Origin of the sequence: Paenibacillus sp. MER 99-2 (genome assembly GCF_023714095.1) — a bacterium.
In the GTDB taxonomy this organism is placed as follows: domain Bacteria; phylum Bacillota; class Bacilli; order Paenibacillales; family Paenibacillaceae; genus Paenibacillus.
The window spans coordinates 1306458-1321312 of the sequence record NZ_JAMAUZ010000001.1; the positions used below are offsets into that span (position 1 = coordinate 1306458).

13 protein-coding genes and 1 riboswitch are annotated in these 14855 nt (G+C 43.3%); of the genes, 10 read left to right on the forward strand and 3 right to left on the reverse strand.

Annotated elements, in window-relative coordinates:
- Positions 1-75 precede the first annotated feature (75 nt).
- From M3636_RS05950 to M3636_RS05970, 5 genes are all read left to right on the forward strand, one after another.
- Entirely contained in the window at positions 76-564 is a 489-nt protein-coding gene (locus M3636_RS05950) for a GNAT family N-acetyltransferase (protein ID WP_128101781.1), read from the forward strand.
- Between the two features lie 212 nt (positions 565-776).
- Positions 777-1673 carry an aldo/keto reductase gene (locus M3636_RS05955; protein ID WP_251381537.1) on the forward strand — a complete coding sequence of 299 codons (897 nt, stop codon included), beginning with the start codon at positions 777-779 and terminating at the stop codon, positions 1671-1673.
- 622 nt (positions 1674-2295) lie between these two features.
- Positions 2296-2396, forward strand: a riboswitch (guanidine-I (ykkC/yxkD leader).
- A gap of 99 nt (positions 2397-2495) precedes the next feature.
- Positions 2496-2837: a DMT family transporter gene (locus tag M3636_RS05960; RefSeq protein ID WP_251381538.1), complete on the forward strand. Its 342-nt coding sequence runs from the start codon at positions 2496-2498 to the stop codon at positions 2835-2837.
- The gene (locus M3636_RS05965) at positions 2834-3148 is read left to right on the forward strand and encodes a DMT family transporter (protein WP_251381539.1); all 315 of its coding nucleotides are present in this window, start codon (positions 2834-2836) and stop codon (positions 3146-3148) included. Before M3636_RS05960 ends, M3636_RS05965 begins: the two co-directional genes overlap by 4 nt.
- A gap of 116 nt (positions 3149-3264) precedes the next feature.
- On the forward strand, positions 3265-4122 hold the full coding sequence (locus M3636_RS05970) for a Cof-type HAD-IIB family hydrolase (RefSeq protein ID WP_251381540.1): 858 nt from the start codon (positions 3265-3267) through the stop codon (positions 4120-4122).
- 202 nt (positions 4123-4324) lie between these two features.
- Here M3636_RS05970 and M3636_RS05975 read toward each other — a convergent pair whose 3' ends face one another.
- Positions 4325-5182 carry an AraC family transcriptional regulator gene (locus M3636_RS05975; RefSeq protein WP_251381541.1) on the reverse strand — a complete coding sequence of 286 codons (858 nt, stop codon included), beginning with the start codon at positions 5180-5182 and terminating at the stop codon, positions 4325-4327.
- A 246-nt stretch (positions 5183-5428) separates the two neighbouring features.
- On the opposite strand from M3636_RS05975, the gene M3636_RS05980 reads away from it, so the two are divergent.
- Together M3636_RS05980 and M3636_RS05985 are read left to right on the forward strand one after the other, a co-directional pair.
- A complete protein-coding gene (locus M3636_RS05980; protein WP_251381542.1) occupies positions 5429-6628 on the forward strand; it encodes an MFS transporter in 1200 nt (399 codons plus the stop codon).
- Positions 6629-6887: 259 nt separating this feature from the next.
- Positions 6888-7637, forward strand: coding sequence for a gamma-glutamyl-gamma-aminobutyrate hydrolase family protein (locus tag M3636_RS05985; protein WP_251381543.1), 750 nt, complete (start codon positions 6888-6890; stop codon positions 7635-7637).
- A 106-nt stretch (positions 7638-7743) separates the two neighbouring features.
- On the opposite strand, the gene M3636_RS05990 is transcribed toward M3636_RS05985, so the two are convergent.
- Complete coding sequence (locus M3636_RS05990) at positions 7744-10077, reverse strand: MMPL family transporter (protein ID WP_251381544.1); 2334 nt, start codon at positions 10075-10077, stop codon at positions 7744-7746.
- 48 nt (positions 10078-10125) lie between these two features.
- Positions 10126-10746, reverse strand: coding sequence for a TetR/AcrR family transcriptional regulator (locus tag M3636_RS05995; RefSeq protein ID WP_145410910.1), 621 nt, complete (start codon positions 10744-10746; stop codon positions 10126-10128).
- 646 nt (positions 10747-11392) lie between these two features.
- Between M3636_RS05995 and M3636_RS06000 the strand changes: the two genes are divergently transcribed.
- From M3636_RS06000 to nspC, 3 genes are all read left to right on the forward strand, one after another.
- Positions 11393-11851: a nucleoside deaminase gene (locus M3636_RS06000; RefSeq protein ID WP_251381545.1), complete on the forward strand. Its 459-nt coding sequence runs from the start codon at positions 11393-11395 to the stop codon at positions 11849-11851.
- 584 nt (positions 11852-12435) lie between these two features.
- Positions 12436-13674 (forward strand): saccharopine dehydrogenase family protein, encoded by a 1239-nt coding sequence (locus tag M3636_RS06005; protein WP_145410912.1) that lies wholly within the window; start codon positions 12436-12438, stop codon positions 13672-13674.
- A gap of 1 nt (position 13675) precedes the next feature.
- A complete protein-coding gene (gene nspC, locus M3636_RS06010; protein WP_251381546.1) occupies positions 13676-14803 on the forward strand; it encodes a carboxynorspermidine decarboxylase in 1128 nt (375 codons plus the stop codon).
- The last annotated feature ends 52 nt before the right edge of the window (positions 14804-14855 follow it).

Here is a 14855-nt window from a genome sequence, read left to right on the forward strand (position 1 = left end):
TTCTTGCCCTTCGGCGATCAAACCTTTAAAGTAATAAGTAGAGCAATAGAACGTAGAGCAGGGGAGATGAACCGGATGAATATGAAACTGGAGCTGGTTCCCTGGGAACGTCGTCAGGTGATTCGGCATTTAATGCAATTCTATCTATATGATTTCACCAAATATCTTAATATTGATGTAGATCATAATGGTGTATTTCCAGAATACCCTGGACTGGATGCATTCTGGACAGAAGAAGGGCGCAAATTCCCATTCTTGATAACGAGTGATGGAGCCCCAGCTGGATTCGCTTTGGTAGAGCGCTTGGAACCTGGGAGTATTGACAATGATTATTACTTAACTGAATTTTTTGTGATGCAAAAATATCGGCGAAGCGGGGTGGGAACACAAGCGGCGCATGAGTTGTTCGAACGGTTTCCTGGTCGTTGGAAGGTTACTCAGGTACGGAATAACGTAGTCGCTCAGGCTTTCTGGCGTAAAGTTATTGGAGCCTATACCGGTGGGCGTTTCCGAGAAAAGTTCCATCCGGAGCTTGGTAACCCCAGTCAATATTTCGTGACTTAATGGATAATTGAAGTAGATACTACATATTGCGAGGTAGATAAGGAGTGTATAAAATAAACAAGCCGGAATTTCATCTGGACACTGACCGAAAAGCTCTTAATTGACGGTGGAATGTCTATTTATGGGTTTTAGAATCAGCTGGAATGGGTAATAGTTCTGGTTAGGCTTGTCTTCATTAACGATATTACGAAGTTTGGAAGGAGAAATCATCCATGGAACGACGTGAATATGGGAATACAGGTATGCAAGTAAGTACACTTGGATTTGGTGGAGCTGAGATTGGACAGAACGTTTCCAAGGAAGATGTAGCGACATTGTTGAACAGTGCGTTAGATGCAGGACTTAACATCATTGATACGGCTGAATGTTATGGGGATAGTGAGGCATTAATTGGTGAGGTGCTGTCGCACCGGCGCGATGACTATTATCTGTTTACCAAATGTGGACATGCTGCTGGTATAGAAGGACCGAATTGGGATGCCAAAGTGCTGGAGCAAACCATTGATCGGAGTCTGAAACGCCTGAAAACTGACTATGTGGATGTCATTCATCTACATAGCTGTTCGGAAGAAGTACTTCGGCAAGGGGCAGTTATAGAAGTTCTTCAACGTGCGAAAGAAGCAGGGAAAACCAGATTTATTGGATATAGCGGGGATACGAAGGATGCGCGGTACGCCATAGAAACTGGGGCATTTGACAGCTTGGAGACATCTCTAAATATTGCTGATCAAGAAGCGATTGAGTTGACATTACCCGAGGCACGTAAAAGAAACATGGGGATCATCGCCAAAAGACCGATCGCGAACGCAGCATGGACACATGAGACGCTTCCGGAAAAGGATTACTCTTATGTATATTGGAAGCGCTTGAAGGAACTAGACTATGCATTTCTCAGAGATACTGACGTGCAGAAAGCTGTTGAAACGGCTTTACGCTTCACATTGAGCACAGAAGGTGTGGATACAGCAATTGTTGGCACCTCTAAGCCAAATCGTTGGCAGCAAAATGCGGATCTGGTATCCAAAGGCGTATTGCCACAAGACATATATGAAGAGATTAGAGCGCATTGGAAGAAGATTGCAAGACCTGATTGGACAGGGCAAATATAAGAGGCAATAATTTTTTTGAAAAATAAAGAATCTTCCAATGTGTAATATATTGTGTGAAAATGTTGTTGAGCCAGCATGCTCTTAATATAAGTTGAAAAGGCCGCCGATGGCGGCCTTTTTTTGCGTTTCTTGATCTCTATCCGATGATAGAGAAATTTGATGGAATTCAGCTGGTGGACGACATTTCATAGTTTCAACATATGAAAAATTCACAACAAAGTGCATCCATTAGAAGTTCAGGAAGCATAGAGAAGCGAATTAACAGCAACCATCAGTTAGCACACTGAACAGCAACTCAGTTACAACAACAACAACAACAGTAACTCAACAACAACAACACTAGAATCTTTAGCTAACGAAAAATTATTATAGTAATGTTTCAATATATGAAAAATTCATAATAGTAAACACAATCGTACTTAGCTTCTGCTCACCGTTGCTGTTAATATTTCCGCTCCTGCACTAGAGAAAAAGAAACCAATCCTCAACCCTATAGTCAACCTTACATTTTAAGAATAAGATCCGTTTGATAATCGGCTTGAATTTTTAGAATGGATTACTGAATAAGTCTTGATTGCAATTAAGTAAATAATGTGTATAATTGGTTGGACAATAGAATTACATGAATGTTTTCTAGGGTTCCGCGACAGAAGTGTCGGTCTGGTCCGAGAGAAAACTCACGGCCATTCGGTTGTGTCACGGAAGGATAAAAGCCTGGGAGATAAACTGCGTAATTGCAGTTTGTTTCCTGGGCTTTTTTTGTTTTGATTGCATGTAATTCTATGGTAATAAGCAACTTTTTCAAGAAGGAGTGTGGAAAGAATGAACAAAACCTGGTTATCGATGATCGTAGCGGCAATTTTTGAGGTGGGCTGGGTGATTGGCTTGAAGCATGCCTGTGGAGTGTTGGAATGGGGGATAACCCTGATTGCAATTATTGTGAGTTTTACGTTGATGATTGCAGCTTCGCGTTCACTAGACGTCGGCACGGTATACGCCGTATTTGTTGGTCTTGGTACAGCAGGTACTGTGCTTGCAGAGATTATTCTATTTGGTGCGACCGTGCAGACGGGAAAAATGTTGCTCATTGGACTGCTTTTGCTTGGTGTGGTTGGTCTTAAAATGTTAAGTAAAGAGAAAACAAAGGAGGTGCATCATGAATGAGCTGGATTTTTCTAATTATGGCCGGGATATTTGAGATGGTCGGCGTGTTTATGATCAATAAGCTGCACCAAGACCGGAATTTGGTTTCATTGATTTTGCTAATCGCAGGGTTTGGCCTGAGTTTCTGGTTCTTATCTCTAGCGATGGAGACTCTTCCTATGGGAACGGCTTATGCTGTGTGGACGGGAATTGGCGCCTCTGGCGGAGCAATTTTAGGCATGATTTTTTATGGAGAACCCCGAAATGCACTAAGAATTGTATTTATTACGATGGTGCTCGGCTCCGCAGTAGGATTGAAGTTAGTGAGCTAGACGAACTAAAGCTTGACTTGTAACCCGTTACAGCCGATACACTCAACTCATGAAATAGATTTAACGTAGGAGTGCGCTCCAACACATATAGCTTTTCATGAGGGGGAAGTAAGAACATGAGTCAGGATCAACGTAGAATTATTTTTATCGATATCGACGGAACACTTGTGAGGGATGATGGCAGTGTACCGGAGTCTGCTCAAACTGCTTGTCGTTTGGCGCGAGAGAATGGTCATTTATTGTTCCTATGTACAGGCCGTTCGAAGGCGGAAATATATGATGAGATCTGGAATCTGGGATTCGATGGGCTAATCGGTGCAGGTGGCGGTTATGTGGAAGTGAATGGAGAGACTCTCTATCATAAAAAAGTGCTTCCTGAAGATGTACTCGACATGGTTCAATTCTTCAATGAGCATGACATTAACTTCTATCTTGAATCTAACTCGGCGTTGTATGCAAGTCCTAATCTGAAGCCTCATCTGGAGAGATTGATGTATGGAGACATAGAGAATGATCCTGCAGCACGGCAACAAATGGAAGCATCACCACATCCGTTTATCACTCAACTCACTTATGGGGAAACGGAATGGACCAAAGAGGATGTCAACAAAGTATGCTTCCTAGAGAGCAAGCTTCCATTTGCAACGATTAAGCAACGGTTTGAAGGGAAATTTCAAGCTATCCAGTGCACGGTGCCGATCTTCGGGGAAGATAGTGGGGAATTAATGCTCCCTGGCATTCACAAGGCAGTTGCGATTGCAGACGTACTAAAGCATCTTGATTTGCCCGTGGAGCATACGATTGGGATCGGAGACGGGATGAATGATGTCGAGATGCTGGAATTTTGCAAATTGGGAATCGCGATGGGCAATGTCAAGCCTGGCTTGAAAGAGGTCGCTGACGATATTACAGACGATCTAGAGAATGATGGGCTGTACAAAAGTTTTGTGAAGCATGGTCTCATTTCCGTTTAAACGCTTTATGGAAATACGGATATCATATCTGGTGTAACATGTAACATCATACCAAGTGAATAGTTCGAAAAGTCGCCGATTGGCGGCTTTTTTAGCTTCTTTGATAGGAATTGAAACGTCGCTCATGCCTACGAAAGCCTGTCTATAACAGATAGCCAGCTCAGAATGGCTACCTGTTATTTTTGTTTTTACGTTATGTGGATTAATTCTCGACGAACATATCCTTTTGATTTTGTTTTCGGAAGCTACGGGGAGACTCACCAACTGTTTTGGTGAAAAGAATCGTGAAGTAGTTCGGGTTATCGTAGCCAACGAGCTTGGCAATTTCCCATACCTTTTTCTTGGTAGAGACTAATAACCGGGTAGCTTCTCCCATCCTACGCTGGATCAAGTAATGATAAGGAGACGTACCATAGTGTTTGGAATACATATGAATCAGATAATAGAAGTCAATGTGAAAATGATCTGCAAGCTCTTTTAGCTTAATGGGTTGCCTGTAGTTGGTATCCAAATAGTCTTTGATTCTCTCCGCAAGATTATTGCTTAGCACAATTTCGCTCGCCGTGCGTTGATGGTGGGACATCCGATGAATAATGACGAGTATGGCTTTTAGAACATGATGAGAAATATATTCATACCCGTCTTCACGGATTGAAAACTCATTAAACATCGTCTGCATTAACGAACAAAGTTCCTCTGAATAGCGGTTCGATCGAATGACAGGCTCGCTGCCTGGTGGAACAACCCAATCTCTGTCAGGATGCATCCCTTCGTGGAAACGAAAGCCGCAATAATAGGTGGATAACGGGAACTCAGGATCAGATTTCTCCTCGTGTAACGTTCCTTTGTTATAGACAAGCAGATCGCCTTGTTGAGCCGAATGCTTCGTGCCGTTGATTGTAAACGAGCCTTTGCCATCAATGACATAAATAATTTCATGTAGATCGTCATGCTTATGGGTTGGAAAGCTCCAATGGGGATTACCCGCAAGCTTACCTACGTAAATAATAGTACATTCTTGATCATCATATCGTTGGGCGGATTCGAAGTGTGTATTCATTTAGCAATGTCTTCCCTTCAGTGCATCTGTGAATCAAATGACAACATATATCATGTTTATGAATAAGACCACAACAACCTTGATTGTCGCTTAACCTCATCTGACAGTACAATTTGACTATTCATATGTACTATATATCGAACTGAGGGGAAGGGAAAGCATATTGCATGACATCAAATAAATATTAGAGACATAGAAAGGTTCGCAACAATCGCAACAATAGAGAGGAATAGTGAGGGCTTATTCATGACTAGAAATAGAGAAACTTTACTTATATTAACGCTTACGCTAGTGAGCTTTGTATTAGGCACGACGGAATATGTCATCGTAGGAGTATTAAAAGAAATAGAGCATGCGATGAAGGTATCGTTGGCCGCAGCGGGTGCGCTTGTGTCTGGCTTCGCGATTGCCTACGCTATCGGAACACCATTTGCGGTTGCATCCTTGTCCAAACTGTCACGCAGAAGCTCCATTCTGATTGGTTTTGGTATTGTGCTTGTGTTGAACCTGTTGACGGTGTTCTCTACAACATTCTATTCATTGATGGCAATTCGTATTGTATCAGCGGTCGCTTGTGGGCTCACCGTTTCGCTGTCGATCTCCATTGCTAGCGATGCAGTTCAGCAGGAAAGAAGGGGCGAGGCGATTGCTTGGATCCTGGGTGGATTTTCTATTGCTAACGTGCTTGGCGTGCCACTGGGGACATTCATCGGACAGCATCTGAACTGGTGGATGACCTTTGTAGTAACCGCTGGGATTGGTGTGATACCGTTCATACTGATGTTCCGTATTCTTCCGCGGCAAACGACAACGATTACCAGTTCATTCAGTGATCAAATGGTGTTGTTTATGAAACCTCGTATCCTGCTGGCCTGCTTGATTCCAGTACTAGGTAATAGCTGTATCTTCGTGACATTTACGTACATTACTCCATTATTGGGTCAGTCTATGGGCGTACCTGCACGTTGGATCAGCGGTGTGCTCCTGATCTATGGAGCTTGTAGTATTTTGAGTAACTGGATCGGAGCGAAAATTGCCAAAGGCGATTTCTTATCCAAGCTCAAGTGGCTTTTTGTTATTCAAGCCGTCATCTTCGTGGGGTTGAGTTTAGCGGTATCGAATCTATGGCTTGGGCTGACCTTTTTATTCCTGATCGGATGTCTGTCATCCTCCTTAAGTGCGGCTTCCCAATTGTACCTGTTTGATGTATCTGGCGTAGTTGCGCCAAAATCCAAAGCCTTTGCATCCACCTTACTGCCTGTATCGGCAAACCTAGGTATTGCGCTCGGCTCCGGGATCGGTGGGCTTGCGGTTAATATGGGTGGTGTAAACTGGGTTCCCCCGGTTGCCGTGGTGTTGGCATTATCGGCTTTTGTAATTACGAAGGTATGCCAGCGTTCGATTCAATTGAAGCCAGATGGAGAAATGGCGACGAATGCAGCCTAATGGACTGCCTAATTAGATTGAATGATTTTACTAAATGAATAACGGAATAGGATTTAAGAGATACCATACAATTTTGCTGCTGTTAGCGAAGGTGTATGGTTTTCTGTTGTTCTATATTAACTAGTGCATTCCCATGTAGCTGAGATATAGTAAAAAAATACAATCTTTTGGTGAGCTTGTATGTAAGCAGATTTGATAGAATGATAAAAAGATCTCCTGATTCCAATCGGAAGTTCTATGACATGAGGAGGTAAAGTCAATGAAAAAGCCAATCATCGGTGTTCTGCCGTTATATGATTCAAATAAAAAAAGTTATTGGATGTTACCAGATTATATGTATGCCATAGAGAGTGCGGGCGGAATTCCAATTATGTTACCTCTGACGACTAACCCCGAAATTATGATGCGGTTGGCTCATGAGTTTGACGGATTTTTGTTTACCGGCGGACATGATCTCAATCCAGAGCTCTATCATGAAAAGGTGGAGGATACGTGCGGGGAGCTATGTTATGAACGGGATCGAATGGAGGCACTTCTTTTTCAAAAGGTCGTTGAACTGGATAAACCAGCCTTCGGGATTTGCCGTGGATTGCAGCTATTTAACGTCATGTTGGGTGGGTCTTTGATTCAGGACATTCCTACCGGATTTCAGGTAGCCACACCAGTTCAGCACAAGCAAAATCCGCCGTATACGAATCTTGTCCATGATGTACATATTGTTAATAACAATTTACTTCACGATATTGTTCAGACCAACACGATTAAAGTGAATAGTTATCATCATCAAGGAATCAAAGTTTTAGCTGATCAATTAACGGCAGTCGCTGTTGCCGAGGATGGTCTAGTGGAAGCCGTAGTGATGCCAGATCGTACATTTGTTATGGCTGTTCAGTGGCATCCAGAATACAGTTTCAGTGTAGATGGGTATAGTCAAAAATTATTTTCAAGCTTTGTGTCTTCGTGCCAGTCTCTGGGCTATGATCAGAATATCCAAGACATCATTGCTTAGATCAATGGATTGGCGAGTATGTAAAATAAAAAAAAGACCTCCAATGAATTCATCAGAGGAGGTCTTCGTATTAGGCATATGATGATTAGCTAAGTCTACTAATCATTTATTTATTTTTTGATCCAGAATTAGAAGGTGCTTGATCGCTCCCATTCAGTGATGCAATCAGCTTCTCACCCTCAACATCCAGATTCGGCAGGATGCGGTCCAGCCATTTAGGAAGTGTCCAGGCTTTGTCGCCGAAGATCGCCATAGTGGCAGGAACAAGTCCCATACGAATGATGAAGGCATCAATAAGGATACCTACGGCCAACGTAAAACCAATCTGCTTGATCATGACATCATCAGTGAAGATGAACCCTGCGAACACTGAAACCATGATCACCGCTGCCGCTACAACAACGCGACTGACCTGATTGTATCCATGAACAACTGATTCGCGTCCTCTGTGACCATGTACATACGATTCGCGCATCGAGCTGACAAGGAACACTTGATAGTCCATCGCTAGACCATACAAAATACCGGTTACGATAATCGGCATGAAGCTTAGCAACGGACCGCCCGTATCGAAGCCAAAGAGCGAATGCAGCCAGCCCCATTGGAACACCGCGGTTGTAATCCCGAAAGTAGCCAGGATACTAAGCAGGAAGCCAATTGTTGCTTTGATCGGAACGATAATGGAACGGAATACAAGCAATAGAATAATGAGTGAGAGTAGAATAATAATACCTACATAAATAGGGAATACCTGTGCCAGTTTGGCCGACATATCAATGTTGACCGCTGTCAGACCTGTAACTCCAATTTTAACGTCATTCTGCTGTGCAAAACTGGCATCGGCAGAGCGTAGATCATTGACTAGGTCTTTGGTGGTCACATCGTTCGGACCTGTCTTCGGAATGAGACTAAATATCGCCAGATCTTCTGTCATGCCAAGCGGCGTGACCTGTGCAACATTATCCTGACTTTGCAGACCCATCATCAGGCCGCCTACTAGTTCAGGGGTGACCTGAGCTGAAGAGTTGTTAGGTTCTGCGACCAAAATAAGCGGGCCGTTGAATCCTTCTCCGAACCCTTCAGAGATGGCATCATAACTCTGTCTTGCTGTTGTGTCCAGATTTGCCGAGGATGCTCCCGGGATGCCCATTTCCATTTTGGTGATTGGTGTAGCGGCAAAGCCCAGAATAACAACGATGGCAATAATAGCAGCCCAACGATTCTTAATAACAAATTTAACCCATCTGTCAGCAATTCCGTGATTAGACGTTTTGGATGATTGCGTACCCTTCTCACGAGCTTTAGTCGAACAGATGCGTTCTCCGACAAGCCCCAGTAGAGCCGGCAATAGGGTCAACGCAACAAATACGTTAATAAGCACGGTCGCAGCCGCAACAAGAGCCATCGTGGATAAGAAGGCAAGCCCGATAACGAGCATACCGCAGAGTGCAATGATAACCGTTAAGCCAGCAAAGAATACGGCGCTGCCTGATGTACCAATTGCTCTTGCCGTTGCTTCTTGTGCGCTCAAGCGCTGATCAATAATCATTCGGCGCTGGCGATTGACAATGAACAGAGCGTAATCGATGCCGACCGCCAGGCCAACCATAAGCGCCAGAACGGAAGTGACACTAGGCATTTCGATAAATTTGGAGATTGAGAATGCTCCGCCGACCCCGATCGCAACCCCAAGAAGAGCTGTAATCAGAGGTAACCCCGCGGCAACAACGGAACCCAGCGTGATTAACAGAACAATAACAGCGATAACCAATCCGACAATCTCAGCAGAGCCGACGCCGATTGATACCGTTTTGAGTGTTTCACCCGGCAGTACGGTGATATTGGTTCCTTGCTCAACCTTCATAACGGATTGAATTACTGAGTCGAATACATCCTGTGTGATAGCAGATTGCTCAATCGTGAATTGGAACTGGAATAGAGCGATGCTGCCGTCCGAAGAGATTAATACACCGGGAACAGGAACACCTTCTACCATCAATGGTCCGTATGGAGGTGGTGTTGTATTTCCGGATTGTGCTGCTGCACCAGCAGCCTGAGACATTTGAGACATGTCTGCAGACGCACCGGCACTGCTTGCTTCTGCTGCATAATCGGCGGGATTAATGACTTGCTCTAACCCGTACACCTCGCTGACACCTTTCATAATCGCACCAAGACGTTCAGGTGTATCCAAACGTTCGTTATCAGGTGCCTTGAAAACGACACTACCTTGACCACCAGATGCGGCTGGCAGTTCTTCTGCTAATTGATCCAACACTTTCTGTGACTCTGTACCTTCGATTTTCATTTCAGAGCTGATATGTACACCATTGATGCTGATCATCGAAATGACAATGCCCAGAATCAGTACCCAGCCAATAATGAAGTATCCCGGTTTGCGAAAAGCGGTTTTTCCCAATTTGTATAATAACGTAGACATTTCTCTCTTTTACACTCCTTTGAATAGATGCATATGAATGATGGGAGGCTAGAATCCTTTTCGCAAATGATCAAAAACAGTTTCTAAAAACTGGTCGAACGTGATTGCACCTTCTCTGGTATCATGTGTAGCAACTTGACCTGGCAATAACACGTTGAGCCTTCCATCAATTAATGGAAGTATTGTCCCATAGATCGAGTTAAGTAGAAGATAAGTATAGATTTCATCGTACTTTCCATCAGACAGATCCAGCAGCGTTTCTTGAGCTTGTGTCTGCATCTGGTGCATTGCCCCGAGGTAATGTGGCTCCAGCACGGGATAGGTCTTCGACAATACTAAGAGTTGATGCAATCTTCCTATTAGCTCTGTAGTGAGCTGCATTTTAATTAATTGGTAGAGGACATCGAGCAGAGAAGCGTGCTCGGGCAGTTCGGTGAGCAAATGCTCTAGTTCAGCCGTATTCTGAACCGATGTAGCTCCTCTGGCAACAGCTTCTTCCTTACAAGTGAAATAATTGGCAAATGTTCTGCGAGAATACCCCGCTTTTTGCACAATATCTTCGACAGTAAAACCATCAAGCCCATGCTCCAGTGTAAGTTCAAATGCAATGCTGGCAAGCGCCTTTTCGGTCGCTTCTTTTTTTAGATGTCTTAAATTTCGTTTAATCATGAGCAGTCGCTATGCGTTCATCTCCATCTCCAGCGATGCTGGTGGAATTAGTTATTTTGTTTAACGTGTAAATAGAATTCCCCCTTATGTCTAATAAAATTTAGTCTCACGAGAATATAGGGCAGAGAAGTAATGATGTGAAATTATCATAACAACAACTTGCACAATGTGCAAATTTACTCAATGAGCAAATTTAAAGGTGATTCAAATGGCGGATTTAAAATCCATTTTCTATAATGTTTGTAATTTATATGGGGATTTCAGTCATGTCAGTGAACGATTATATTAAAGGGGAAGGTTTATAAAGCAATGAATGAATATCCAACCTTACCTTATTAATATTCGTACCATATATGACTTGTTCGGGTTCACATGATTAAGATGCGGAAGGTAGATTTGGCTTAACAGGAGTGGATACAGGGCAGATATCATTCTGTGGATTGGAATCATCGAATAGAGTCGAAACAGAGACGATTTACAAGTGAATCCTTTGTATGAACGGCTCTCACCTGAATTTTAAAGGATGTCGGTCATGCGTATATCGGTTTTCATGTTAGAATAGGAGTATTCGGCAGATGTTGTAAAAATGGATGCTGCGTAAGCTTACTTTAAATGTTGGATTATTAATGTTCTGGAGGTTAGTTAGATGAGAAAAGATGAATATTTTATGCATAAAGCTATTGAGATTGCACAACAAGCCCGTCAAGAGGGAAACGAACCTTTTGGCGCAATTCTGGTTAAGGAAGAAGAAATCGTCATGATTGGTGAAAATAAAATTAATACGTTTTGTGATCCGACCCATCACGCCGAAATTGGACTTATACGAAAATTTTGTTCAGAGCATCACGTATTTGACTTAAGCGAATACACTTTGTATACGAGTTGCGAACCATGCGTAATGTGTTCCGGAGCGATGGTATGGTCTAATCTGGGTAGACTTGTGTACAGTGTATCCCATGATCAATTGGCAGAAATTGCTGGCAGTAACATTATGATCTCTTGTGAAGAAGTGTTCGAGAAAAGTCCGCAACAACCTGAGGTTGTAAAGGAATTACTCAATCGTGAAGGGCTGAAAGTATTCGAGGGTTACCAATTCCATGTATAGTTTAATGGCCTCTCCAAATTAATTTTAAATTATGCCTTGATTTTTTCGGAAACGTCTGATAGTGTAATACCTGTGATTTTGGAAAGTTGATTTATCAATATGAATTAGAGCTTTCCAGCAGATAAATTTGACCACTTCCACCAGGAAGTTAAGGCCATACGGACAGCCGGGTCAAACGCCGATTGGCAACTTATGTTGCCTTATTGATTGAGTTCAAAGCTCAAATTTTATAAGTTGGTTACTTTACAACCAGTGCAATTGCACATCAACTTGTGAAACGGTCAATAAGAGTGGTAAAGGCGAATTATTTGCTATATAGACTCTGATCCAATATTGATATACATGAAGGAGCTTTCCGCCAAAGGAGTTCTTGTGAATTTTTTTGGTCAAGGAGACTTCACGTCTTATTTATGATGTATATCAACAAGCAAGTGTGATGATGCGCAAATATGCGGCATTTTTCACCTTGCTTTTTTTATTGTATCAGTAGCGGGTGAACGTTGCATAATGAAACAATACAATCTGTGATGGCATGGAATCGTACAAAAAAAACAAACCTACATATGGGGATAGGAGAATGAAAAATGGGAAAAGCACTAATCATCGGCGCCGGCGGCGTTGCTTCTGTGGCAGTACACAAATGCGTTCAAAATAGCGAAGTTTTTGAGGAGATCTGTATCGCGAGTCGTACAAAATCCAAATGTGACGAACTTAAAGCGAAGCTGGACGGCGGCAAAACAAAAATTACAACAGCACAAGTCGATGCGGACAATGTTGACGAGTTGATCGCGCTGATCAACGAAGTTAAACCGGATATCGTCATGAATTTGGCTTTGCCATATCAGGATCTGACGATCATGGATGCTTGTCTTGCAACGAAAACAAACTACATGGATACAGCGAACTATGAGCCAGAAGATACAGCAAAATTCGAATATAGCTGGCAATGGGATTACAAAGAGCGCTTTGAAAAAGCAGGCATCACTGCACTGCTTGGAAGCGGATTTGACCCTGGCGTAACTGGCGTATTCTCTGCATATGCCCTGAAACACTATTTCGACGAGATCGAATACATCGACATTCTTGACTGCAATGGCGGTGACCATGGTTACCCGTTCGCAACAAACTTCAACCCTGAGATCAACATCCGTGAAGTTTCAGCTAACGGAAGATACTGGGAAAATGGTGAATGGATCGAAACGAAGCCAATGGAAATCAAGCGTGTCTACGACTTCAAAGAAGTTGGCGAAAAAGACATGTACCTGTTGTACCATGAAGAGTTGGAGTCCTTGGCGAAAAACATGCCTGGTCTGAAACGTATCCGTTTCTTCATGACATTTGGTCAAAGCTATCTGACTCACTTGAAAGCATTGGAAAATGTAGGCATGACTTCAATCGAACCGATTGAATATGAAGGCAAACAAATCATTCCTTTGCAATTCTTGAAAGCAGTATTGCCAGATCCAGCATCTCTTGGACCACGTACAGTGGGCAAAACGAACATCGGTTGTATTTTCAAAGGTAAAAAAGATGGTCAAGACAAAACGTACTATGTGTACAACATCTGTGACCACCAAGAGTGCTTCAAAGAAGTTGGTTCCCAAGCGATTTCTTACACAACAGGCGTTCCAGCAATGATCGGTGCAGCAATGGTTATGACAGGTAAATGGAATAAACCAGGCGTATTCAACGTAGAAGAGTTCAACCCAGATCCGTTCATGGAAGAACTGAACAAATGGGGTCTCCCATGGGTAGAAGACTTCAACCCGGTATTGGTTGATGAGCTGCCAGAAGAAGCAAAAGAATCGGAGCTTGTTCGTTAAAATGCGGTTTGAGCAATTACCGACGCCGTGCTTTGTTGTTGACGAGAGCCTAATTGAGAAAAACCTGAAAATCCTGAACGGGGTTATGCAGCGTACAGGTGCCAAAATTGTGCTTGCACAAAAGGCATTTTCCATGACTGCGATGTATCCTCTCATTGGAGAATACCTGAGTGGTGCGACAGCAAGTGGACTGTATGAAGCACGTTTGGGTCACGAAGAAATGGGTAAGGAAAACCATGTCTTCGCGCCAGCTTACCGTGCAGAAGAGATCGACGAGATTATTTCGATCTGTGACCACATCATTTTCAACTCATTTTCGCAGCTTGCGAAATTTAAGGATAAGGCGCTTCAGGCTGGCCGCAAGGTTGGTTTGCGCATTAACCCTGAATGTTCAACCCAAGAAGGACACGAGATCTATGATCCGTGTTCTCCGGGTTCACGTTTTGGAGCTAAACAAGAGGATTTCCGAGCAGAACTGCTCGAAGGAGTATCGGGACTGCATTTCCACACTTTGTGTCAGCAAAACTCCGATGATCTGGAGACAACACTGAACGCAGTGGTAGAAAAGTTCGGTCAATGGCTGCCACAGATGGAATGGATTAACTTCGGCGGTGGACACCATATCACGCGTGGAGACTACGACATTCCAAGATTGGAAGCTTGCATTAAGCGTATGCAGAACGATTATGATCTAGAAGTATACCTGGAGCCGGGGGAAGCCGTTGCTCTAAATGCAGGTTATCTGGTTACTTCTGTGCTGGACTTCCACAAAAACGGCATGGATATCGCCATCCTGGATACTTCAGCTACCTGTCATATGCCAGATGTACTTGAAATGCCATATCGCCCGCCGTTGATCGGTTCGGGAGAAGTAGGCGAGAAAGCGCATCTGTATCGTCTGGGTGGACAAACCTGCCTATCTGGTGACGTTATTGGAGACTATTCATTCGATCAACCTTTGCAAGAAGGTGACCGCCTCGTATTCGAGGACATGGCGATCTACTCCATGGTGAAAACCAATACGTTCAACGGCATGCCGCTGCCAGCTATTGCAGTCAAACGAAAAGATGGCGATTGCGAAATCGTACGTGAGTTCGGATACCAGGATTTCAAAACAAGATTGGCTTAATACGTTATTATATATCCTAAGTTTATCAGCGATAGCACTCTAGCGATGTATA